Origin of the sequence: Cryobacterium sp. Y82 (assembly GCF_002929495.1) — a bacterium.
Classification (GTDB): domain Bacteria; phylum Actinomycetota; class Actinomycetes; order Actinomycetales; family Microbacteriaceae; genus Cryobacterium; species Cryobacterium serini.
Genome location: NZ_PJJJ01000028.1, coordinates 33,193 through 56,472, shown reverse-complemented (window position 1 = coordinate 56,472; position 23,280 = coordinate 33,193). Strand labels below are relative to the sequence as shown.

Genomic DNA, 23,280 nt, shown 5'->3' with positions numbered 1-23,280 from the left:
TGCAAGATCAGAGCGCCGGTGCGGCTCCAGCCAGTGCTGCATCGACGAGCGCCTCGATGAGCGACTCGGCGCTGCGCTCGGAGGCGACGACATCCACGCGCAGTCCGAGAGCCCGGGAATCCTTGGCGGTCTGCGGGCCAATGCACGCCACCAGGGTGCGTTCGGGAATGTCACCAAACTGTTCACGCACCTGACGCGCGACGCTGCCGCTGGTCACGAGTACGGCGTGCACGAGGCCAGCCCTGACGTCGGCGACGACCTGGTCGCTGACTGGAACGCCGATGGTGCGGTAGGCGACGACCGACTCCACGTCGTGGCCGACGCGGCGCAGTCCCTCACTGAGCAACGGCTTGGCGATCTCACTGCGCAGTGTGAGCACACGCAGCGGGATAACGCCAGCGGTCGCCGTCTCCCATTCCTCCAGCAGGCCGCGGGCTGAATTGTCTTCGGAGGGAACGATGTCCACGTGGTAGCCGGCCGCCACGAGCGCGGCGGCGGTAGTTTCACCGACCGCGGCGATGCGGGTTCCCGGCGCCACCACAGCGCGGTGCGACGACAGCACGTCCACGGTCGTGGCGCTTGTGATGGTCATCCAGTCGAAATCGCCGGCGGCGAGACGGGTCAGCGCCGCGTCGAGGGCTGGGGCGTCGTCGGTAGCGGCGAAGTTGATCATGGGAGCGACGATTGGATGCGCACCCTTGGCGCGCAGGTTGGCTGCCACCTGGTCACCCCAGGGTCCGCCGCGCGGAACGAGAACTCGCCAGCCCGCGAGGGGCTTGGTCGGTCGATTGATCACGTGGTCACTCAGTCACTTTCAGGGGAGCGAACTCGGCCGCGCCACCGGCCAGAAGATCTATGGATACTCGTTCGGCCACGTCGAGCGCGGCTTGGGTGAGATGGAGGGCGGAGTGGGAATCGGGCGTTGCCGCGTGTGAGCTGGTGATCTTGCGAGAGCCGTCCGGGCTGTACACGGTGGCGGTGAGAAACAGCAGGCCGTCATCGACGACAGCGGTGGCACCGATCGGTGCCGCGCAGCCCGCCTCAAGGCGGGCCAGTACCGTGCGTTCGGCGGTGGTCGTCGCCTCCGTCGAGGAATGGTTCATGGCCGCGAGCGCGACGCCAAGCAGGCGCTCGGGCTTGCCGCTTTGCACCTCGATGGCGAGCGCCCCCTGGCCGGGAGCGGTGGGCCAGGCCGACAGATCGAGAAATTCGGGCGCCAGGGAGTCGAGTCGACCGAGGCGTCCGAGACCGGCGGCGGCCAGCACGACGGCGTCGAGGTCTCCCTCGGTGACGCGGCTCACACGGGTATCGATGTTGCCGCGAATGTCGACGACCGTGAGGTCGGGCCGACGCTCAAGCAGTTGCGCGACCCGGCGAGGCGAACCGGTGCCGACTCGGGCGCCCTCGGGCAGGGTGTCCAGGGTGAGGCCGGCGCGTGCTACCAGCACGTCCCGGGCATCCGCTCTCTTGGGCGTTGCGCCGATAACGAGGCCAGGGTGCGCCGCGGTCGGCAGGTCCTTGTAGGAGTGCACGATGACGTCACACTCGTCGTTCAGGAGGGCTTCGCGCAGGGCGCTCGCGAACACACCGGTGCCGCCGAGGCTCGAGAGCGATTCGGTCGAGGTATCGCCGTGCGTGGTAACCCGCACGATTTCAACCTCGACACCGGCCGAGGCCGCGATGCGGTTGACGATGGTCTGGGTCTGCGCGAGCGCGAGGGCGCTCGCGCGGGTGCCCACGCGGATGACGGTCATGGCGCCATTCCCGCGACGGCCGGCTTGAAGCCGAGGCGCACGTTTTCGCAGCAGCCGGGGCGGCACACGTCGTACCAGGGGCCGAGCGTGGTCTTCGCCGGACGGTCGGAGACGGGGGTGTCGTTCAGCCGCTCCTCGATCAGGTCGACGAGGCCGCTCACGAAGTCGGGCGAGACACCGGGGGTCGGCACGCGCACGGCCTTGATTCCGAACTTCTCGCTCGTCTCCATCGCCTCGTTGTCGAGGTCCCACATGACCTCCATGTGGTCGCTGACGAAACCCAGCGGCACGATGACGACGGCACGGATGCCGCGGGCCGGCAGCAGGGCGATCGCATCGTTAATGTCGGGTTCGAGCCATGGCATGCTGGGCGGGCCACTGCGCGACTGATACACCAGCTGCCACTGAGTCTTCAGTGGCGCCTCGGTATCGGACGGTTCCACGAGGGAGTCCATGATGACCTGGGCGACGGCGCGGTGCTGCGCTTCGTAGGCGCCACCCTCGCCGAAACCGCGTTCGGCCGGGCCGCTCTTGTTGGCATCCGTCATAGGGATCGAGTGGGTCGAGAACAGAATCTCGACCTCGGTGTCCATGTCAATGCCGGGGATGGCTTGTTGGACGTCGTGCAGGCCTTTGGTCACACCGGTGATGAAGGGGGTGACGAAGCCGGGGTGGTCGAAGAACTGGCGAATTTTGTCGATGTGCACCGTGTCGTTCAGGCCATTGGCGGTCAGGGCCGCGGCGAAGTCTTCGCGGTACTGGCGGCATCCGCTGTAGGAGCTGTAGGCGCTCGTCGCGATTGCAAGCAGGCGGTTCTGGCCAGCGTCATGGGCGTTTGAGATTGTATCTTTCAGGTACGGCGCCCAGTTGCGGTTGCCCCAGATCACGGGCAGATCGATGCCGCGACGGGTGAGTTCAACCTGAAGTGCAGCTTTCAGCACACGGTTCTGGTCGTTTATCGGGCTGATGCCGCCGAAGTGGCGGTAGTGGGTAGCGACCTCTTCGAGGCGTTCCTCGGGGATACCGCGGCCGCCGGTCACATTACGCAGAAAGGGAATCACATCGTCCTGGCCTTCTGGTCCGCCGAAACCGGCCAACAGAACGGCGTCATACTGCGCCATTACTGCAGCACCTCGACGACCTCAGCGGTGGAGATTCGGCGTCCGGTGTAGAACGGGATCTCCTCTCGCACGTGGCGGCGCGCTTCAGTCTCACGCAGGCCGCGCATCAGGTCGACCAATTCGGTGAGCTCGTCACTCTCGATCGGCAGCAGCCATTCGTAGTCGCCGAGGGCGAAAGCCGAGATCGTGTTGGCCAGGGCTCCACGGTAGGCGGCGCCCTTGCGTCCGTGGTCGGCGAGCATCGTGCTGCGCTCGTCGTCGGGCAGCAGGTACCACTCGTAGCTGCGCACAAAGGGGTAGATCGTGAGCCAGGACTTGGGTTCTACACCGCGCAGAAAAGCGGGCACGTGGCTCTTGTTGAATTCGGCGTCGCGGTGCACCCCCATGGCATTCCAGGTGGGCAGCAGGCTTTTGAGCAGGCGACTGCGGCGCAGCTCGCGGTTGGCCCACTGCAGGGTCTCGGCGTTGTCGGCGTGGGTCCAGATCATGACGTCGGCATCGGCTTTGAATCCGGAGACATCGTAGAAACCGCGAACCGTAACGCCCTCGGCTTCGATCAGGGCTACCACGTCGTCGAGCTCATTGACCGCGTGCGGAACATCGCGGCCGTCGAGGTCATCCGGGTTGTGCGGATCTCGTCGCAGAACGGTAAAGAGGGCGAAACCTTGCGGCGAAGCCGCGGGTACCTCGGAATCGATGGGGGGAGTGGGCTGAACGCTGGTTACTGCCTCTCCGGCAGCCGGGTGAGTCATGGCTCTAGTGTGCTCTTTATTGCGCCCGGCACCAAAATGAACCCTGCGATTCCTGTGAACGTGCCCGTTCCGGTTTGACCGGGCCTAGCGGTTCTTAGCCACCGCGGAAGCGCCAAACCAGACGATAACTCCGACAACGGTCGCCGCACCAAGCGCAATTCCCACGAGGGCGGACGGGCTGTCCTCGCCGAGCTGGCGCAAAGCATGGGTCAGGCGACGGCGATTGATGCGCAGCTGCTTGGGCACATTGAACTTGTACTCGATGGCATCGAGCGTCGAAGCGAGCTCGGCGCGCGCGCGCCGCGCGTCGGAGCGCAGGTCATCGATGCCGCGCTTGTCGTTGCCAGCTTCGGTGAGCTCGGGGTTATTTGTGGTCATATTCGCCAACTCCCTTGAATGCATCAACGTCGTGACGGATGCTCGCGTGCACACCCTCCGGATCGGGTTTCGTGGCCGCCTTCACCCGGTTCACACCGATGAGCAGCAGGATGACGGCGATGAGCACCAGCGCGACCGCCACAATGAGTGTGGCCAGCCAGAGCGGCAGCACGAGCGCCAACGCGATCACGGCGAGGGCGACAAACACCCCGAGGGCGAAAAAGAGGATGGCAGCGGCCACGATGAAGAGGGCGGCACCGACCCCGAAATTCTTGGCCTTGGCAATGAACTCGGCTTTAAAGGCATCCAGTTCGGCTTTGACGAGGGCGCTGATCTGACCGGGCAGTTCCCCGATCAGTGCAAGCAACGGGCGCTTGCTTTTCGGGTTGAATCCACTGCTAGTCACGGATTGCCTTCCCTGTGCTGGGGTGTCGGTGTTTCAGGTGTCTGAATTCTACGAGCTGTTGCGCCCCTAGTGCGCCGTGGAGTTGTCGTCCGCCGTGGAGGGCTTCAGGGGAGTCGCCTGGGGCTTTGCTGCGGCAGTGCGGCTGGTGGTGGTGGCCTTCGCGGTCGGCGTGGTGGCGGCGGGGGCATCCGTTTTGGCGGCGGCCTGCTTCTTCTTGGCCGCGGCCTGCGAGACCGCTTTCTTGCCGGCCTTGTACACGGTGGCGGGAACGTCACCGATCAGTTCGAGGGCGGCGTCGCGCACCTCAGTCACCCGGCGCTGCACGGGCTTGGCGTTCCAGAAATCATTGGCAGCGGCGGCGATCTGGTCGTAGCGTTTGCGGCCGGCACGTGCACCGAGCACATAGCCGACGAGTCCGCCCGTGATGAACAGAAGCTTTCCGCGCATTGAGTCTCCACTTTCGTAAGGTTCCCCCAGAGTAACCCGGTTCGCCGTTTCGGTCTCGGGCGCTCTCGGGCATGTCTCAGTGCGTTCGTACCAATACAGGCAGTGCACAGTTTCGGCTAGGAGTCGGCAGCGGTGATGGTGAGGCCGAGGGCAGCGTGCCGAATGCGGTCACCGGCCTGGAGAGCATGCGGAATGACCGAGGCGAGGCCGGTTCCGGCCAACCAGGCACCGGTGATCTCCAGCCTGGGGGTTGCGGCGACGGCCTCACGCACCTGATGCGCACGTTCGGGGGCTCCAAGAGTGGCGGGCGACAGAGCATCGCGCCACTCGGTGCGGGCGAAGGCGCGCACCGAACTGGCCGGCAACGACACGCCGAGCAGGGTGGATGCGTCGTGCAGGGCGAGTGCCTGCAGCTCGTCGTCGCCCAGGTCGTCGGTGGGGTTGGGCTGGCCTGCTCGACCGTACGACAACCGCACGACGTGGCGGCCGGGGCCGGCTGCCTCGGCCACCCAGGCCCACTTCGCGGTGACGTGGGTGAGCGCCTTCGCGGTGACGTCTGGAGCGTCGACGGAAACGAGTACGCCGGTGCCGCGCGGGTGCGAGTCGAGCTCGGGCGCGTCGAGCACGAGCGAGGTGAGCGTGACAGCGGTCGGGGCCGGCCAGTCGAGTTCGGCGAGCGCGTCGAACTGCGCGCCGAGCGGATTGACCAGTCGCAGGGCCTGCGCGCCCTGGGTAGCGACGATGACGTAGCGGGCGGTCAGGGTGTCGGCGGGGTCGGCATCCTCTCGGCGGGTGACAGCAACAGCCCAGGTCGGCGCGTCGTCGGTGCCGGAATGAGCCAGGCTCTCGGCCGTGGTGCCGGTCAGAATGGTCACGTTGTGGTGTTCGAGGGCGGCCACGATGGCGGCGGGCAGGCAGGCCATGCCGCCGAGCAGCCCGCCAACGTTGGAGCCGGCTGGGGCGCCGGCGCGCAGGGCCGAGACGGCCCCGGAGAGCGAGCCGGCCGTGGTGAGGGCGCGGTTGAGTCCGGGCGCGACGACGTCAATCTCGAGGTCGACGGCGCTCGTCGTGTAGACGCCGGAGGCGACGGGTTCGACGAGGCGGTCGAGCACACGCGCCCCCATGCGCTTCTTTACGAAGTCGCCGAGGCTGTGCTCTCGGCCGATCGTCAGCACGGGCATGAGCCGGTCGCCGTAGGCGCGCAGCGACCCCTTCCAGCCGATGACGCGGCGCACGTCGTCGGCGAGCGGGGAGCCCGGAATTCCGAGAACGCCGGCCTTGGGAAGCGGAACGCTGACCGAGGCATCCGCTGTAGAACCCGGTTTGAGAGCGGGAAGGTGCAACCAGGCACCGGCAACGTTCGGAGCGACGACCTGGTCGGTGAGGCCAAGGTCCTCGATGAATGAGGCAACGGTGCCGCCGCGCACGGCGAAGCTTTCAGCGCCGCTGTCGAGGCTGAGTCCGTCGAGAACGTGACCGGCGACCGGGCCGCCGACGGCATCCGTTGCTTCAATAATGGTGACGCTGAGCCCCACCTGGGCGCATTCGCGGGCGGCGACCAGGCCGGCCACTCCGGCGCCAATCACGAGTACGTCGATCGGTGTGGTCATGTGCTGCTCCTACCCGGCCGCGCTCACGTCGTGCACGAGGCTGACCAGCCGGGTCAACACGTCGGGGTCGGTGTCGGGCGGAACCCCGTGGCCCAGGTTGAGCACGTGCGACGGTGCGGTGCGTCCACGTTCGAGCACGTCGCGCACGTGCGCTTCGAGCACCGGCCATGGCGCCGCGAGCAGCGCGGGGTCGACGTTGCCCTGGAGCGGAACGGCGCCGCCCAGCCGGCGGTTGGCCTCGTCGAGCGGCACCCGGTAGTCCACGCCCACGACGTCGGCGCCGATGTTGTGCATTTCTTTGAGCAGTTCGCCGGTTCCCACGCCAAAGTGCACGATGGGCACGTTGCGGTCGGTCGGTTCGGCTCCTGCGCCCGGCACGGCGTAGGTCAGGTCGCGCACGTGGGCGATCGCTGCGGCCGACGCTGGGGCGACGGATGCCGCATAGTCGGCTAGCGAGAGCGCTCCGGCCCACGAGTCGAACAGTTGGGCAGCGCTGGCCCCGGCGAGCACCTGCGCGCGCAGGAACCGGCCGGTGACGTCAGCGGTCCAGGTCATGAGCTTTGCCCAGGCTTTTGGTTCGGCGTGCATGAGGGTACGGGCGTGGATGTGATCCTTCGACGGACCGCCCTCGACCAGGTACGCGGCGAGCGTGAACGGGGCACCGGCGAAGCCGATCAGCGGGGTCGATCCGAGCTGGGAGACCGCCAGGGACACGGCCGCGCTGATCGGCGCGAGGGCCGCATCGAGCAGGGCAGGGTCGAGGGCGGTGAGATCGTCGACATCCGCTGGCGTGCGCACGGCCTTGCCGAGAACAGGACCCTTGCCGGCCACGATCGACACGTCGACCCCGACAAGCTTGAGCGGCACGACGATGTCGCTAAAGAAGATTCCGGCATCGACCTGGTGCCGACGCACCGGCTGCAGCGAGATTTCGCTCGCCAATTCGGGGTCGAGGCACACGTCGAGCATGCGCGTTCCAACGCGCAACTCACGGTATTCGGGCAGCGACCTCCCGGCCTGACGCATGAACCACACCGGCGTCACGGCGGGCCGAACGCCCTGATAGGCCTGGATCAGGCGGGAGTCGGCGGTGAGGCCGGAGGAGAGTGGATGCTGCGCGTCGAGGATCATCTCGACCATTCTCTCAAACATCTCAGGCGGCGCGTGCCGAAAGAGTACAGCATTGAGTCGTACAATTGTGTAGTGCTAATTCTTTTGTCCGCCAGTCATAAAAACTCCACCTTCGATGTGCTGGAGAAATTGTCTGTGGGCGGGGGCGCATCGGCCACCCGCATGGTGGAGCAACACGGGCCGCTCAGCGGTGCCGTCGTTGTTGCGACCTGCAACCGGTTTGAGGCTTACCTCGACCTCAATGAGCCCTACGGCGTGTCGCCCCTTCCCGCCGTCTACGCCGCCATCGAGGCCGTGAGCGCCAGCAGCGGCCTTGACGCAGATACTCTGCGCGACAATCTCACTCTCGTGCACGGCAATGGCGTCGCTGAGCACCTGTTCGCCGTGACGAGCGGCCTCGAATCCGTCGTCGTCGGCGAGGTCGAAATCGCCGGCCAGGTGCGCCGCGCGCTTGAGCAGGCGCGCGCCAACGGCACCACGAGCCCCGAGCTCGAGCGCCTTTTTCAGCGGGCTTCCCAGACCTCCCGCGGTGTCAAGAACCGCACGGGAATCGGCTCGGCTGGCCGCTCGATCGTGCGTCTGGCTCTCGAACTGGCCGAAAGCCGGGTCAGCGACTGGTCGAGCGCCCGCGTGCTTCTCGTCGGCACCGGCCGCTATGCCGGTGCCTCCCTCGCCGCCCTGCGTGACCGCGGAGCCGAGAACGTGCGGGTCTACTCGCCCTCCGGTCGCGCCGTCGGATTCGCGGCGTCACACGGTATCGAAGCCGTTCCCGCCGAGGATTTTGCCGCTGAGGTTGCCCGCGCCGATGTGGTCGTCACCTGCACCCTGCGCGATGACCACGTCATCGATGCAGCCCTGATCACCCGCGGGCGCAGCGAGATCGGCGTGGACCCGTTCGAGATTTCCGGCGCTACCGCCGATGCCCCGGCCCGCCTATGCCCGGCCGATGCCGGCCCCGCAGCTCCGCCGCAGCTCATCATCGACCTCGGGCTGCCCCGCAACGTGGCACCCGATGTCACTCTGGTGCCCGGTGTTGAGCTGCTCGACCTCGAGACGATCAGTATCCATGCGCCGCTCGAAGAGCTGAACGCCACAACGGATGCCCGCGAGATCGTGGGCAAGGCCGCCCGTAAGTTCTCCGCCGTCGCCGAAGAGCAAAGCCTCACCCCGGCTCTCGTTGCCCTGCGCAGCTACGTGTTCGAGCTGCGCGACGCTGAAATCGCCCGGGCTCGCAGCCGCGGCGATTCGAGCGAAGCGACCGAGTCGGCCCTGCGGCACCTGTCCGGTGTGCTGCTGCACGCCCCCATGGTTCGCGCCCGCGAACTGGCCCGTGCTGGCGAGCAGGATGCCTACCTCACCGGGCTGGACGCCCTGTTCGGGATCGACGTTACTCTGCCAGCTGCCGGTGTAGCGGATGCCGCCGGCGCCGGTGCGATCGCCTCTTAGCCCAGCTCGATCAGGGTGACGCCGGCGGGCGCGGCGGAAGTCGACATGGCGGCCAGTGCCGCAGGCGCTTCGGCGAGGCTGATTCGCTGACTGATCAGGTCTTGCGGTCGCAGCCGACCGCTCAGCACGAGGTCGAGTAGGGCCGGATAATCGTGGGCGGGCATACCGTGGCTGCCGAGCACGGTCAGTTCGCGCGCGATTACCGTGCCGAGCGGCATCCGCGGGTCGTCGGCCAGTAGGCCGATCTGCACGTGCCTTCCCCGGGTAGCCAGCGAGCGGATGCCGATGGCCACCGTGTTCTCCCGGCCGAGCGCCTCGAGACTCACCTGGGCACCGTCCACGGTGAGCGCTCGAATTCGATCGACCACCTCGCTGTCGCTGAGCCCAGCCGAGTTGACCACGTGCGCCGCGCCCACCCGAGTGGCCGCATCGAGCGCGTCGGCACTGATGTCGACGGCGATGACGGTGGCGCCGAGCGCCTGGCCGATCATCACCGCACTGAGGCCCACTCCGCCACAGCCGACGACCACGAGAGTTTCGTGCGCCTGAAGGCCCGCCTGGTGCACGAGCCCGCGATACGACGTGGCGAACCGGCAGCCAAGCAACGCCGCTGCGCCCGCGTCAAGGTCATCGGGGATGGCGATGAGGTTTACGTCGGCGTTGTGCAGCGCGACCCGTTCGGCGTAGGAACCCCAGTGGGTGAACCCGGGCTGGGTCTGGTTGCGGCAAACCTGCCCGTTGCCGGCGTCGCATTCCGGGCAGTCGCCGCAGGCGCAGACAAACGGCACGGTCACTCGCTGGCCCACTCGGAACCGGCGCACCAGCGGCCCGATCGCATCGATCACGCCGACCAGTTCATGCCCGGGAACGTGCGGCAGGCCGATGTCGCTGTCGTGGCCGAGCCAGCCGTGCCAGTCGCTGCGGCAGAGGCCGGTGGCCTCCACCCGCACGATCACGCCGGCCGCGCTCAGCAGCGGCTCCGGCAGCTCTCGCAGCACCGGGAGAACACCGAACTCTTCGAAATAGACCGCTTTCATGGTCTTATTCTGCCTGACGGATGCCTGCGCATCCGCTATGAGGGTTACGCGCCGCGGAGGCGCACCGCCAGGTAGGCCTCGAGGTCGGCGAGCGGCACGCGCTCCTGCGCCATCGTGTCGCGGTCGCGCACGGTGACGGCTTGGTCGTCGAGCGAGTCGAAGTCGACCGTGATGCAAAACGGCGTACCGATCTCGTCCTGGCGACGGTAACGACGGCCGATGGCTCCGGCGTCGTCGAAGTCGACGTTCCAGAGCTGACGCAGGGTCAATGCGAGCTCACGCGCCATCGGGGACAGCTTCTCGTTGCGGGACAGCGGCAGAATGGCGGCCTTCACCGGCGACAGGCGCGGATCGAGCTTGAGCACGGTGCGCTTGTCGACACCGCCCTTGGCGTTTGTAACCTCTTCCTCGACGTAGGCGTCGACCAAAAAGGCCATGAGCGAACGGGTGAGGCCGGCGGCAGGCTCGATCACCCAGGGCGTCCAGCGCTCGTTCTTGGTCTGGTCGAAATACGACAGATCTTTACCGGATGCCTTGGCGTGCGTTGACAGGTCGAAGTCGCCGCGGTTCGCGACGCCCTCGAGCTCACCAAACTCGGTGCCGGTGAAGCCGAAGCGGTACTCGATATCGACGGTGCGCTTGGAGTAGTGCGAAAGTTTTTCAGCCGGGTGTTCGAACAGGCGCAGGTTCTCCGGATTGATGCCGAGGTCGGTGTACCACTTCATGCGGGTGTCGATCCAGTACTGGTGCCAGGTCTCGTCGGTGCCGGGCTCGACGAAGAATTCCATCTCCATCTGCTCGAACTCGCGGGTGCGAAAGATGAAGTTTCCGGGGGTGATCTCGTTGCGAAAGCTCTTGCCGATCTGACCGATGCCGAACGGAGGCTTCGAACGCGACGCCTGCAGCACGTTGGCGAAGTTGACGAAGATGCCCTGCGCGGTTTCGGGGCGCAGGTAGTGCATGCCGGCCTCGTCATCGACCGGGCCGAGGTAGGTCTTGAGCAGGCCGGAGAAGGCGCGCGGTTCGGTCCAGATGTGCCGGTTGCCGCAGTTGGGGCAGGCGATGTCATCGAGCCCGTTCTCGGGCGGGCGGCCCTTCTTCTCCTCGTACTGCTCTTCGAGGTGGTCGGCGCGAAAACGCTTGTGGCAGTTCGTGCACTCGATCAGCGGGTCGCTGAAGACCTCCACGTGACCGGATGCTTCCCAGACCTGGCGAGGCAGAATCACGCTCGAATCAAGGCCGACGACGTCGTCGCGGCTCGTGACCATGGAGCGCCACCACTGCTTCTTGATGTTCTCCTTGAGCTCGACTCCGAGGGGTCCGTAGTCCCAGGCGGAGCGGGAACCGCCGTAGATCTCACCGGCCTGAAAAACAAAGCCGCGGTGGCGAGCGAGGGCGATGACGGCATCAAGATGGGTGGGTGCGGCCACGGTGGCTCCAATGGTCGAAGGCGCAGAATGAGGGCAAGTGCCCGATTATCCATTTTACGTGCTCGACCGATGCCCAGTTTGCGCTCTGGGTCTGAGTCATTCTCGCGTCGAGGTAACGTAAAGAGGCGGATTCACAGGATTTGCCCTGGCTCAAGGAGGAGAAATGGGCGTCACGTCCAGCACAACCAAAGAACCGACCGCTCTGAAACGGATTCCACACGACCTCGCTGTCGCCCTGGATCCTGAGGAGCTTGACGCCCACGATCGTCAGTGGACTCCCCTCAAAATTCTTATTTGGTCAGTGATTTCACTGCTCGGTGGCCTCAGTTGGGTCATGCTCGCCGTCGTGCGCGGTGAGACCGTCAACGCCATCTGGTTCGTGTTTGCCGCGATCTGCACCTATCTCATCGGCTACCGCTTCTACTCGAAGTTCATCGAGAAGCACATCGTGCGTCCCGATGACCGTCGCGCCACCCCGGCCGAGTACAAAGCAGACGGCAAGGACTTTGCCTCCACCGACCGTCGCGTTTTGTTCGGCCACCACTTCGCCGCCATTGCCGGCGCCGGGCCACTGGTCGGCCCCGTATTGGCCGCCCAGCTGGGCTACCTGCCCGGCACCATTTGGATCATCGTCGGCGTCGTGCTCGCCGGCGCAGTGCAGGACTACCTCATTTTGCACTTCTCCATGCGCCGCGGCGGTCGCTCGCTCGGCCAAATGGCCCGCGACGAACTCGGCGTGATCGGTGGCACCGCTGCCCTGATCGCGACCCTGGTAATCATGGTCATCATCGTGGCCATTCTCGCCCTCGTCGTCACGAACGCCCTCGCCGAAAGCCCGTGGGGCGTCTTCTCGGTCGGCATGACCATTCCGATCGCACTGTTCATGGGCTGCTACCTGCGTTTCTTCCGCCCGGGAAAGATCACCGAGATCTCCATCATCGGCTTCGTGCTGCTCATCGCCGCCATCGTCGGCGGCGGCATGGTCAACGGCACCGAATGGGGCCAGACCTACCTGCTGCTCGACAAGGTCACCATCGCCTGGGGCATCATCATCTACGGCTTCATCGCCGCAATCCTGCCGGTGTGGCTGCTGCTGGCACCGCGCGACTACCTCTCGACCTTCATGAAGATCGGCACGATCGGCATGCTCGCCGTGGCGATCGTCATCATCCGCCCCGAGATCAACGTGCCGGCGGTCAGCGGCTTCGCCACTAGCGGTACCGGCCCAGTCGTGGCCGGAACGCTGTTTCCGTTCCTGTTCGTCACGATCGCCTGCGGCGCCCTCAGCGGATTCCACGCCCTCATCGCCTCTGGAACAACGCCCAAGCTCATTCAAAAGGAACGCCAGACTCGCTTCATCGGCTACGGCGGCATGCTCATGGAGTCGCTCGTGGCCATCATGGCTCTCGTTGCCGCGCTGTCGATCGACCGTGGCATCTACTTTGCCATGAACGCCTCGCCCGCCCTCACCGGCGGCACCGTGCAGGGCGCGGTCGCGTTCGTGAACGGCCTCGGACTGACCGGCGTCAACCTCACCCCGAACATGCTCACCGACATGGCCACCAACGTCGGCGAAGAGTCGATCGTTTCCCGCACCGGCGGCGCTCCCACGCTGGCTGTCGGGCTCTCGCACATCATGCAGCAGCTCGTGGGCGGGACGTCAATGATGAGCTTCTGGTACCACTTCGCCATCATGTTCGAGGCGCTGTTCATTCTCACCGCAGTGGATGCCGGCACCCGCGTTGCCCGCTTCATGCTGCAGGACAGCCTCGGCAACTTCTTCCCGAAGTTCAAGAACACCTCCTGGCGCCCCGGCGCCTGGGCCGCCACGGCCATCATGGTCGCTGCGTGGGGTGCCGTGCTGCTGATGGGAGTGACCGATCCGCTCGGCGGCATCAACACGCTGTTCCCGCTGTTCGGAATCGCCAACCAGCTGCTCGCGGCCATCGCACTGGCGGTGTGTATGGCCATTGTCGCCAAGCGTGGACTCTTCAAGTACCTCTGGGTCGTGGCCCTGCCGCTGGGTTTCGCATCCGTGGTCACGATCTCAGCCTCGTTCCTGAAGATTTTCTCGACCACACCCGGCATCGGCTACTTTGCGCAAAACCGTGCGTTCGCGAACGCGCTGGCCGCCGGCGAGACGAGCTTCGGCACCGCGCCGAACGTTCTGGCGATGGAGGCTGTCGTGCGCAACACGATGGTGCAGGGTGTGCTGTCCATCATCTTCGTCGTGCTCTCAATCATCGTGATTGTGACCGCAATCCAGGCCACCGTGCGCGCGTACCGCCAGCGCTCGAACGCCACGAGTGAGGATGACGCCGTGCAGTCGCAGACCTATGCCCCGGCCGGGTTCATCATGACCCCGCCCGAAAAGGTGCTGCAGGCCGAGTGGGATGCCCGGCCGGCCGAGAAGAAGATCAAGGTCAAGGGCCACTAATGACCCTGTGGGCGGGCGTCCGCACGGGCGCCCGCGGCGTGGCCTGGTACCTCAAAGGCCTCCTCGGCGAGGACGCCTACGAGAAGTACGTGGCGCACCACGCGGCCTCCTGCGAAACGGATGCTGCCGGCCTCGACCGCGCGCCGCATCCGCTGTTGACCGAGCGCGAATTCTGGCGGGACCAGACCGACCGCCAGGATAAGAACCCGCAGGGGCGCTGCTGCTAGCCCCGTCACCGGCGGCTAGTCTGGGGCGGTGACGAACGGGGGCGGAGTAGAACTGAGCGCGCTCCGCTCCCTCCTCGGCCGCCTACCACCGTGGGGCCTGGTGCTGGTGATCTGGGCGGCGTCCCGACTGCTCACGACAACCCTGCTGGCGACCCTGTTCGCCGTCGCGATCCGACTCGACTGGAACTTTGCGAGCTACCGCAGCGACCCGACCTTCTTTACCTTCTCGGGATCGTGGGACAGTTCGTTCTACCGGCAGATCGCACTGCACGGGTACCCCACCGAGCTTCCCACAGACTCAGCTGGCAACGTGGAGCCGAATGCCTGGGCCTTTCTGCCGGTGTTCCCCTGGCTCGTGCGCGGCGTGTCTGCCCTGACCGGCCTCGACTTCTACGTCGCAGGGGTGCTCGTGGCCACCCTGTTCGGCGCTCTGGCCGCGCTCGCTCTGTACCGCCTGTTGGCACCTCGGGTGGGAGCTCACTCGGCGCTGTGGGCGGTCGCCCTGTTCTGTTTCGGGCCGCTGTCGTTCATTTTGCAGGCGGCCTATGCCGAGAGCCTTTTTCTGTTCTGCGTCTTTGCAAGCCTCGGCCTGATGATGAACCGGAGCTACCTCTGGATGATTCCGGTTGCGGTCGTGGCTGCGTTCACCCGGCCGGGGGTGCTCGCACTTTCGTTGGCCCTCGCGATCATGCTGCTGCTGCGCTGGAGTGAGCGGGACCGGTTTCCCTGGCGCGAGCGCCGGGCCATCGTGACCGCCGGGCTCGTCATCGCGGCGGCGGGGCTGGCCTGGCCGCTCGTGGCTGGCGCTGTCACGGGCGTTCACGATGCCTACCTGGCCACTGAGCTGTCCTGGTGGACCGGCTTCGTCGGTCGGGTTTCGTTCGTGCCGCTCACGCCGTGGTTTTTGATGGCCGGAACATACCTGGGCCTGGCCGGTATCGTGCTTGTTCTCGTGCTTACGGCAGGGTTTGGGTGGTGGTTGTCGCGGCGGGCGCTTTATCCGCTTCGGCTTGAGGTGGTGGCTTATTCGGCAAGCTACGGACTCTATCTGGTAGCTGTGTTCCTGCCGCAGCAGAGCCTGTTTCGTTTGCTGCTGCCGCTCGCGCCACTGCTCGGTGACCCGGCGATCGCACGGTCGAAGCCGCTGCGCCGTGGGCTGCTGGCGGGATCGATCGCGTTGCAGCCGGTCGCCATCGTACTGCTCTGGTTCATCGGCTACCCCTGACGCGCGCCTGCTAGACCGCGTAGATCAGCTCGCGCTGCTCCGCGTAGCGTGCGCGCACGTCGATCGCCCAGTCTCGGGTGGACGAGGGCGCCAGTTCGGTGGCGATCTCGCGCTTCCACAGCGGAAAGTCACCGTCGAGCGCCCACGCAGCCTGCCGGGCAGCCCCCAGGGCCACGTATTCGCCGGGGACTGGCAGCACGACCGGCACACCGAAAACATCCGCAGCAATTTTCTGCACGGCGGGCGACTGCGAGCCGCCACCGATGAGAATGACCTGCCGCACAGGCACACCCTGGCTGCGCAGTGAGTCGAGCGCGTCAGCGAGGCCGCAGACCAGACCCAGAACGGATGCCTGGGCCAGGTTTTCGGGGCGCATATTGGCGCGGCGCATTCCGGTCAGCGAACCGGTGGCATCCGGCAGGTTCGGGGTGCGTTCGCCGTCGAGGTAGGGCAGCATGAGCAAGCCGTCGGCATCGATCGGGGCGGCGAGGGCGAGGGCGCCGAATCGTTCGATGTCGACGCCGAGCATGCCGGCCGTCGCCACGAGGGTACGGGCACCGTTGATGGTCGCGAGCAGGGGAAGCTGGCCGCCGGCTGCGTCGGCGAACCCGGCGACCGAGCCGGAGGCATCCGCTATGCGGGCCACGGTGCTCGCGAACACGGTGCCGCTGGTACCGATCGAGACGACAACGTCGCCCTCCTCGGCGCCGAGGCCGAGGGCTGCGGCCGCGTTGTCGCCGGCGCCGGCGGAGATGATGACTCCTCCCGGCGTGACCCCGGCTTGTTCGAACGGGCCGAGCACGCGTGGCACTCGCGCGGCATGACCCAGGGCGGCCTCGAGCAGATCGTGGCGGTACTCATTGCTGTGCACCGAGAAATACCCGGTGCCGGAGGCGTCGCTGCGGTCGGTCGTGGCCTCGGCGGGCCGCCCGAGAATGTTCCAGGTGAGCCAGTCGTGCGGCAACATCACCTGATCCACGCGCGTCGCGAGCTCAGGACGGTTCTCGTGCAGCCAGGCCAGCTTCGTAATGGTGAACGAGGCGACCGGTACCAAGCCGACCTCCTCAGCCCACATCGACGCTCCGTATTTCTCGGTGAGCGCGGCGGCCTGCGGGGCGCTGCGCACGTCGTTCCAGAGCAGGGCGTCGTGTACGGGCGCACCGACAGAGTCGAGGGCGACCATGCCGTGCTGCTGCGCGCTCACGCCGAGGGCGAGCACACCGCCTTCACCCTGCGCGGCTGCGGCACCGCCGGCTTTCTCGAAGGCCTCCCACCAGCGCTCGGGGTTGATGCTCGTGCCATCGGGGTGGGGGGCGCTGCGCTGTTGTAACAGCTCTCCGGTGTCGGCGTCGACACTGACTACTTTGCAACTTTGGGTCGAAGAATCCACTCCGACAACCACGCGACGATTCAGTGCCAACGCATCTCCTTTGAAACTTATTTGTGATCAGCTTAATCGCCGGCAGCATTGTCGACCGCCGAGGTCGGCTACCGGCGCAGTTTCATTCAGCGAGCGGGAGAGCGATGCCCAGCACAGCGGCGACCACGAGCATCCAGGCACGCGGAGGCACCCTCACGAGTGACCGCAGGAACGTGGGCATCAGCACTGCGCCGACGATCACGACGACGAACATGGAGATTGTGGGCAGGTCAACGCGCACCGCCGCGCCTTGCACGAGCGGCAGCGCTGACAACCTGAACCCGATGAGGCCGAGCAGTCCGAGACCGGCATCGCCGATGGCATCCCCGGGCACTTCAAGCAGGCGCAGTTCCAAAGTGAACTGTTCGAGCCAGGCCGCGTTGTCGGTCTCCCGTGCGGTCTCAGTCAAGCGGATACCGGCGGGCGGAACACTGCCGACGGCCTGGCGCTGGTCGCGGACCTGCTGCACGCGTCTTCAGGGCGCGCGCACGCATCCGCTCGGTAGAGTGTGGGTCTCGGGTCGTTGAGGCGTTTGAACCGATTTGGGACCCGCGGCTCGCTGTAGTCGCCACGAAACCTGGGCCCGGGTGAAATGTGGCATAATTCACGAAGATCGTACGTTGGCGGTAGGGGCGATCGACACCGGGGGAACCATGTCACGACATTTCACGTCCACTTCATTGATTGCAATGGCAGTCCTTGCCGCTCTCAGCGGATGCTCCGCGCCGGCACCGGAAGCGCCTGCTGCGGCCGATCCCTTCGACCTGACAGCGCCCATCGAGCCGTCCTGGACAGCGGAGGTCGACCTCGTCGGGTATCCGATTTACCTGGATGGCTATGTCGCCTCGTATGTCGCAGCCACGGACGGCGCACTGCACGTCGTCGTCTGGGACGCCGCCACCGGCACGGAGGAATGGCGAAACATGGCCGGATTGGGAGCGGTCTCGGCGGAAAGCTCAATCACCCTGGCCGGCCTCGAATCAGGCGGAAAGTCGTTCGTCACCTACCTGAGCCCGTCGACGAACCCGGATGACCCGGAGGGCTGGTCCGATCTCATGATTTCGGAAATCGGTACCGCAACCTCGACCGTGGGCTTGGACGACGAAATCTGGGCGAACTCGGTGCCGAGCGTCTGTGCCGACGGAAAGGCAGTGTGCTTTCGCGGATACTCGAAGGAGACTGCGGGCGGCGACAGCGCGTGGTTTCGCAGCGTGCCGAATTCAGGCACCATCGTCGCCGACACGACCGTCGCCGTTCCCGATGGTGCCCGCTTGATCGGTACCAACATCTTTTCGACCAATGACCGGTCCGAGGGTGCCATCGAACAACTCGGATACAGCGCGGGCGGCGTTACTGTGTGGCAGGTTCCGTACGCTGACGTGTTTGGCGAGGGGTACACGAGCGATGGGGGCTGGAACTGGAGCATTTTCGAGTCCGACGACGTGATCGTGGGCAGCGGCTACTTCGTCGACCAAGACAGAGTCGACGGCGGTGAATTTGTGCACGACTATACGAAGCGAGCGGTGGTCGGGCTCAATCCGGCAACGGGTGACGTGCTCTGGCGTCTCGCCGGTGCCGCGACCTGCGCCGGGTCCCCGATCGAATACGATCTGGTGGACGGCCTGGTGCCGCTGTGTCGCACCAATGCGGGCACGGAAACCGGTGCATTCGGTGCGGACGGCACCACGATCGACCGCAGTCGCGCCGACTATGACATGGACGTCATCGGGGTAGACCCGCTCTCCGGCGATATCGGGTGGACCTACCCGGTGGGCGATGCCGGGCTCAACGAGACTCAAACGGCCGCGCTCTCCTTTCGAAGCTTCTCCCCAACTCGGCCATTCGATATTTCAGGCACAGTGCGCCTGGTCGACATGCTGCGCGGGGACGCCAGAGACGTGCCAAAAGACGCGATTCTCCCCTGCAATGAGATCCGCGATGCGTTCTCGGCGCCGAAAAGCGGCGCCGAGAACGATTCCGTGGTGGAATACGACGCTGGGAACGACGCGGTACCGTGCACGAGTGACCTGATCGCTCTCGACAGCACCGCCTACTCGGCGGCCGCGGCGCGCATGGCCGGCGTCGAAACCAGCAAGAACACCTTCGTCGTTGGCGGAGCAACGGGACTGTCCTCGTACACCCTGCCGGACTAAGCCGGCCAGGCGCGCGCATCCGCTTGGCGAGGTGTGAGTCTCGGTCCATTCAAACAATTGAATCGGGCCGGGACTCACGCCTCCGTGGCGCGCTGCGCTAGGTGTACTGCCCAGGCAGGGTGGTTGAGTACAAGTGACGACACGCTGTAGTCATTGAACATGGGTGAGAACTTCCGGTTGTGGAGTGGAGCTGTCAAAGGCCAACCACTTTATCGAAGGCGTCCACCGGCCCCTCGCCGACGGCTGGGCGTTCAGCCGTACATCTAGGCCAGGGTGCCGTCGACCAGCTTCACGATCATGGAGCAGTCCTTGCCGCCCTGGCCCTGGTCGATCAGGCGTTGGAACAGCTGCTGCACGTGCTGGCCAATCTCCAGCGGCGTATCGGTGGCGGCTGCGGCCGCGACAGCGAGGCCGATGTCCTTATTGGCGAGCTCGGCCGTAAAAGTCGGCGCGAAGTCGCGGTTCACGGCCGCCGATGGCACGACCCCCGCAATTGGATACCAGGTGCGCAGCGCCCAGCTGTCGCCCGACGAAACGGATGCGATGTCCCAGAACACCTGCGGGTCAAGTCCCAGGCGATCCGCCAGCACCGCTCCCTCGGCGGTCGCGGCGAGGCTGATGAACAGCATGAGGTTATTGCAGATCTTCGCGGCCTGGCCGGTCGTCGCGCCACCGGTCGGAATGATATTCGCGGCCATTGGCTTTATGTACTCGGTGGCGTCGGCGACGGCATCCGCAACACCTCCGATCATGAAGGTGAGCGTGCCCTTCTCCGCGCCGGTGATGCCGCCAGAGACCGGAGCGTCGACCAGGCGAAAGCCCGCCGCCGCCGCCGCATCGTGCAGCGCCTGCGACGATTCAATGTCGATCGTCGACGACTCCACGAGCAGGGTTTTCGGGTCGGCCTGGGCGAAGACCCCCTCGTCGCCGAAGTACACCGCGCGGGCATGCTCACCCTTAGGCAGCATGGTGAAGACCACGTCGGCGCCTGCTACGGCCTCTTTGATGCTCGTCGCGCGCGTGACGCCGGCGGCCACCGCCGCCTCAAGGGCAGGGGCGCTCAGGTCGAAGCCGCGTACGCTGTGCCCGGCCTTCACCAGGTTTGCCGTCATGGGGCCACCCATGTGGCCAAGTCCAATCCATCCGATGACCGCCATTGCATCGCTCCTTCGCGTAGGTTTCGGGCCTCAATGCCCGACAACTCCACGATGGCACAACTTCGGGCCAGCTAGTGCACGTACTCCAGCAGGTCGGCCCCGACCGCGCGCATGCCGTCGAGAACCGCGAGCCGGGTCATGAGCTGAGCATCGTCGAACAGCAGCGTCACAGCGTACGTCACGCCGGCCCGGGGACCACGGAGGACTCCCACCTCGCTGCGCACCCCGGTAGTCGTTCCGGTCTTGTTGACCATAAGCAAACCGTGGTCGCTCTCCCGGTGCGCGAGTGGATCCAGGCCGAAGGCACTGGCCACGAGCGACAGGTCGGTGTTGAGCGACAGCCAGCCAATCACCCGCGCGCTCGTTTCAGCATCCACGATCTCGCCGCGGGCGAGCGCTGTGAATAGCCAGGTGAGTTCCTTGGCGCTGCCCACCGACAACTGTGGCGCGTCATCCGGCCCGCGCTTGGAACGCACCAGATCCAGCAGCGCGGTGCGACTGAGTCCAAGTTGCTCGGTGCGGGTGCGAACCGAGTGCAGTCCGACGGCGCGAATGAGCACGTTTGTCGCGAGGTTATCGCTCGTCGCGCCAACCAGGGCGGCGAGGTCGGCCACGCCGAGCCGTGAAATCTGCAGGTGTTGCCAGACGCCGGAATCGCCCACAGCATCCGCAGTCAACCGCTCGAGCATCGTAGCCAGGCCGAATTCGGCGTCGTTCAGGCGTGCGGCCACCTCGATGAGCAGCAGCACCTTGCCAACGCTCGCCGTTGGCATCGACACGTGATCGTCGACCGAGAACAGCACCCGTCCGGTCGCGAGGTCGGTCGCCCGGGCCGAAACCTGCACCCCGTTGAGGGCGAGGTCGCCGAGGGACGCAAAGCCGCGGGTGAAATTCTCAGGCAAATCCGCCGTGCGGTGCTTGCCACCGGCCAGCGCGGCGTGGCGGGAACGGCCGGGGACGGCATCCGCTCGGCTGGAAGCAGCACCGGTGCCGTCGGCGTCGCGCCTGGAAAAGACCACTCGGTTCGATCCTCTCCTCGACAAACGCCCCGCGCCCGCCTCATCCCCGGCTCAGAAGAGCTTATTCCTACACTAACCCCCGACGGGGGGACAATCTCGCTACCAGATGGTGACGCGCTGCTCGGGGGCGAGGTAGAGGGCATCCGTTTCGCCGACCTGGAACGCCGCGTAAAATGCGGGAATGTTGCTGACGATCTGGTTGCAACGAAACTCGTTCGGGGAGTGCGGGTCGATGGCCAGCAAGCGGATGGCCTCGGCGTCGCGCAGTTTCATCTGCCAGGCCTGGGCCCAGGAGAGAAAGAATCGCATTTGCCCGGTGAGTCCGTCGATGACCGGGCTGTCTTCGCCGTTCAACGAAAGCAGGTAGGCCTTCCAGGCGATGGAAAGCCCGCCGAGGTCGCCGATGTTTTCACCGATCGTGAGAGCGCCGTTGACGGTGTGGCCGGGGATGGCCTGCGGCGTAAGGCCTTCGAATTGCGCGATGAGCGCGCTCGTGCGCAGCTCGAACGCGGCCTTGTCCTCGGCGGTCCACCAGTCGGTGAGCCGGCCGTCGCCGTCGTACTTGGAGCCCTGGTCGTCGAAGCCGTGACCGATCTCGTGGCCGATGACCGCGCCGATCGCGCCGTAGTTGGCGGCCGGGTCGCGCGCGTCGTCGAAGAACGGAAACTGCAAGATGGCGGCCGGAAAGACGATTTCGTTGAATCCGGGGTTGTAGTAGGCGTTGATTGTCTGCGGCGTCATGAACCACTCGTCGCGGTCGAGCGGTTTACCAATCTTGCCGAGCTCGCGCTGAAATTCGAACTCGCCGGCGGCCTTGACGTTGCTGATCAGGTCGTCGGCAGCGATCTCGAGGCTGGAATAGTCGCGCCACTTTACCGGGTAGCCGATCTTCGGCGTGAATTTGCGCAGCTTTTCGAGGGCTCTCGTGCGTGTCTCCTCTGTCATCCAATCGAGCGTGCTGATGCTGTTTTCATAGGCCTGAACGAGGTTGGCCACGAGCACGTCCATGCTCTTCTTGGCGCTCGGCTTGAAGTGACGCTCCACGTAGATGCGCCCGACGGCCTCGCCGAGGGCGCCCTCCACGAGCGAGACGCCGCGCTTCCAGCGGTCGCGCAGCTGTGGAGTGCCGCTCAGGGTGCGCCCGTAGAAGTCGAAGTTCGCCTCGACGAATTCGCCCGACAGGTACGCAGCACTCGACCGGATGACCTGCCAGCGCAGCCAGTCCTGCCACGACTCGAGCCGGTCGTCTGACAGAGCGGTCGCGAGTCCGGAGATGTAGCTGGGCTCCCGCACGACGACCTCCTCAAAGGCTCCGGCGGGGGCGTCGAGGCCCGTGAGCCAGAGGTCAACGTCGGCACCCGCTGCGAGCGCCGAGACCTGGCCCCAGGTGCGCAGGTTGTAGGTTTTCTCGCTGTCTCGGGTGGCTACCTTGTCCCAGTGGTGCGAGGCGAGTTCGGTTTCGAGGTCGAAGACGCGCGCTGCACGTTCGGCGGCGCCGGCAAAACCGGCGAGGGTGAACATCCTCTCAAGAAATTGCTGGTACTTGGTGCGAATTTCGGCAAACTTTTCTTCACGGTAATAGGACTCGTCTGGCAGGCCGATGCCGCCCTGCGCGATGAAGACCAGGTAGCGTTCGGGGTTACCCGGGTCATTGTCGACGTAGAGGTGGAACGCTCCGGCCACTCCGCCGCGCTCGAGGCGGCCCAGGGTCGAGAGCAGTTCGGAGATGCTGGTGACCGCGTCGACCGCTTTGAGGTCATTGTGCAGCGGGGTCGCGCCGAGTGCTTCGATGCGTTCTTCGTCGAGGAAGCTCGTGTAGAGGTCGCCGAACTTGCGCTCGAGGCTGCCGGCCGGCGCGGTCTGCGCCTCGACGATAATCTCGCGTACGGCCTTCTCGGCGTCTTCGGCGAGCATCATGAAGGAACCCCAGCGGGCCTTGTCGGCGGGAATCTCGCTGCGCGCGATCCACTTTCCGTTCACGTGCCGAAAGAGGTCGTCTTGCGGGCGCACCTCCGGGTCGAGTTCGTTCTGGTTGATTCCGGATGCAGTCGCCAGCTCAGTCATGCGTTCAGCCTATCCGGGGCCGGTGAGAGGTTGTCTATTTGCCGGGTTGCTCGTGCCAACTGACTG

Annotated in this window: 21 protein-coding genes; 5 read left to right on the top strand and 16 right to left on the bottom strand. The window is 65.8% G+C overall.

Annotated features, from left to right (window positions below; translation table 11 throughout):
• Nucleotides 1-7: 7 nt before the first annotated feature.
• From CXY70_RS05690 to hemE, 9 genes are all read right to left on the bottom strand, one after another.
• Nucleotides 8-796 (bottom strand): uroporphyrinogen-III synthase, encoded by a 789-nt coding sequence (locus tag CXY70_RS05690; RefSeq protein ID WP_104191417.1) that lies wholly within the window; start codon nucleotides 794-796, stop codon nucleotides 8-10.
• A 4-nt stretch (nucleotides 797-800) separates the two neighbouring features.
• Entirely contained in the window at nucleotides 801-1,754 is a 954-nt protein-coding gene (hemC, locus tag CXY70_RS05685; RefSeq protein WP_104191416.1) for a hydroxymethylbilane synthase, read from the bottom strand.
• Nucleotides 1,751-2,875 (bottom strand): ferrochelatase, encoded by a 1,125-nt coding sequence (locus tag CXY70_RS05680; RefSeq protein ID WP_104191415.1) that lies wholly within the window; start codon nucleotides 2,873-2,875, stop codon nucleotides 1,751-1,753. The genes hemC and CXY70_RS05680 overlap by 4 nt, the downstream gene beginning before the upstream one ends.
• Nucleotides 2,875-3,627: a hydrogen peroxide-dependent heme synthase gene (gene hemQ, locus CXY70_RS05675; RefSeq protein ID WP_104191414.1), complete on the bottom strand. Its 753-nt coding sequence runs from the start codon at nucleotides 3,625-3,627 to the stop codon at nucleotides 2,875-2,877. Before hemQ ends, CXY70_RS05680 begins: the two co-directional genes overlap by 1 nt.
• An 84-nt stretch (nucleotides 3,628-3,711) precedes the next feature.
• On the bottom strand, nucleotides 3,712-4,005 hold the full coding sequence (locus CXY70_RS05670) for a DUF3618 domain-containing protein (protein WP_233205763.1): 294 nt from the start codon (nucleotides 4,003-4,005) through the stop codon (nucleotides 3,712-3,714).
• The gene (locus tag CXY70_RS05665) at nucleotides 3,992-4,411 is read right to left on the bottom strand and encodes a phage holin family protein (protein ID WP_104191413.1); all 420 of its coding nucleotides are present in this window, start codon (nucleotides 4,409-4,411) and stop codon (nucleotides 3,992-3,994) included. Before CXY70_RS05665 ends, CXY70_RS05670 begins: the two co-directional genes overlap by 14 nt.
• 66 nt (nucleotides 4,412-4,477) lie before the next feature.
• On the bottom strand, nucleotides 4,478-4,858 hold the full coding sequence (locus tag CXY70_RS05660; RefSeq protein ID WP_104191412.1) for a hypothetical protein: 381 nt from the start codon (nucleotides 4,856-4,858) through the stop codon (nucleotides 4,478-4,480).
• A gap of 116 nt (nucleotides 4,859-4,974) precedes the next feature.
• On the bottom strand, nucleotides 4,975-6,468 hold the full coding sequence (locus CXY70_RS05655; protein ID WP_104191411.1) for an NAD(P)/FAD-dependent oxidoreductase: 1,494 nt from the start codon (nucleotides 6,466-6,468) through the stop codon (nucleotides 4,975-4,977).
• 9 nt (nucleotides 6,469-6,477) lie between these two features.
• Nucleotides 6,478-7,599, bottom strand: a complete 1,122-nt coding sequence (gene hemE, locus CXY70_RS05650) for a uroporphyrinogen decarboxylase (RefSeq protein WP_104191410.1) — start codon at nucleotides 7,597-7,599, stop codon at nucleotides 6,478-6,480.
• Nucleotides 7,600-7,671: 72 nt separating this feature from the next.
• Here hemE and CXY70_RS05645 point away from each other — a divergent pair, with 72 nt between their 5' ends.
• Nucleotides 7,672-9,045 (top strand): glutamyl-tRNA reductase, encoded by a 1,374-nt coding sequence (locus CXY70_RS05645; RefSeq protein ID WP_104191507.1) that lies wholly within the window; start codon nucleotides 7,672-7,674, stop codon nucleotides 9,043-9,045.
• Here CXY70_RS05645 and CXY70_RS05640 read toward each other — a convergent pair.
• Nucleotides 9,042-10,082 (bottom strand): alcohol dehydrogenase catalytic domain-containing protein, encoded by a 1,041-nt coding sequence (locus CXY70_RS05640; protein WP_104191409.1) that lies wholly within the window; start codon nucleotides 10,080-10,082, stop codon nucleotides 9,042-9,044. The two genes, CXY70_RS05645 and CXY70_RS05640, sit on opposite strands and share 4 nt — an antisense overlap.
• A 44-nt stretch (nucleotides 10,083-10,126) precedes the next feature.
• Entirely contained in the window at nucleotides 10,127-11,512 is a 1,386-nt protein-coding gene (locus tag CXY70_RS05635; RefSeq protein WP_104191408.1) for a glycine--tRNA ligase, read from the bottom strand.
• Between the two features lie 163 nt (nucleotides 11,513-11,675).
• Between CXY70_RS05635 and CXY70_RS05630 the strand changes: the two genes are divergently transcribed.
• Genes CXY70_RS05630 through CXY70_RS05620 form a run of 3 tightly spaced genes read left to right on the top strand, consistent with a single transcriptional unit; the run spans nucleotide 11,676 to nucleotide 15,401 of the window.
• On the top strand, nucleotides 11,676-13,949 hold the full coding sequence (locus tag CXY70_RS05630) for a carbon starvation CstA family protein (protein WP_104191407.1): 2,274 nt from the start codon (nucleotides 11,676-11,678) through the stop codon (nucleotides 13,947-13,949).
• On the top strand, nucleotides 13,949-14,176 hold the full coding sequence (locus tag CXY70_RS05625) for a YbdD/YjiX family protein (RefSeq protein ID WP_104191406.1): 228 nt from the start codon (nucleotides 13,949-13,951) through the stop codon (nucleotides 14,174-14,176). Before CXY70_RS05630 ends, CXY70_RS05625 begins: the two co-directional genes overlap by 1 nt.
• 28 nt (nucleotides 14,177-14,204) lie before the next feature.
• Nucleotides 14,205-15,401 carry a hypothetical protein gene (locus CXY70_RS05620; RefSeq protein WP_233205762.1) on the top strand — a complete coding sequence of 399 codons (1,197 nt, stop codon included), beginning with the start codon at nucleotides 14,205-14,207 and terminating at the stop codon, nucleotides 15,399-15,401.
• 10 nt (nucleotides 15,402-15,411) lie between these two features.
• Here CXY70_RS05620 and xylB read toward each other — a convergent pair whose 3' ends face one another.
• A complete protein-coding gene (gene xylB / locus CXY70_RS05615; RefSeq protein WP_104191505.1) occupies nucleotides 15,412-16,815 on the bottom strand; it encodes a xylulokinase in 1,404 nt (467 codons plus the stop codon).
• A gap of 88 nt (nucleotides 16,816-16,903) precedes the next feature.
• A complete protein-coding gene (locus tag CXY70_RS05610; protein ID WP_104191405.1) occupies nucleotides 16,904-17,290 on the bottom strand; it encodes a hypothetical protein in 387 nt (128 codons plus the stop codon).
• A 220-nt stretch (nucleotides 17,291-17,510) separates the two neighbouring features.
• Here CXY70_RS05610 and CXY70_RS05605 point away from each other — a divergent pair, with 220 nt between their 5' ends.
• Nucleotides 17,511-18,974, top strand: a complete 1,464-nt coding sequence (locus CXY70_RS05605; protein WP_104191404.1) for a hypothetical protein — start codon at nucleotides 17,511-17,513, stop codon at nucleotides 18,972-18,974.
• Between the two features lie 263 nt (nucleotides 18,975-19,237).
• Here the strand turns inward: CXY70_RS05605 and mmsB are convergent, their stop codons facing one another.
• The 3 genes from mmsB to CXY70_RS05590 all read right to left on the bottom strand — a co-directional run bounded on the left by mmsB (nucleotide 19,238) and on the right by CXY70_RS05590 (nucleotide 23,214).
• A complete protein-coding gene (gene mmsB, locus CXY70_RS05600; RefSeq protein ID WP_104191403.1) occupies nucleotides 19,238-20,131 on the bottom strand; it encodes a 3-hydroxyisobutyrate dehydrogenase in 894 nt (297 codons plus the stop codon).
• Nucleotides 20,132-20,202: 71 nt separating this feature from the next.
• Nucleotides 20,203-21,150: a serine hydrolase gene (locus CXY70_RS05595; protein ID WP_233205760.1), complete on the bottom strand. Its 948-nt coding sequence runs from the start codon at nucleotides 21,148-21,150 to the stop codon at nucleotides 20,203-20,205.
• Between the two features lie 99 nt (nucleotides 21,151-21,249).
• A complete protein-coding gene (locus tag CXY70_RS05590) occupies nucleotides 21,250-23,214 on the bottom strand; it encodes a M13 family metallopeptidase (protein WP_104191402.1) in 1,965 nt (654 codons plus the stop codon).
• Nucleotides 23,215-23,280 lie beyond the last annotated feature (66 nt).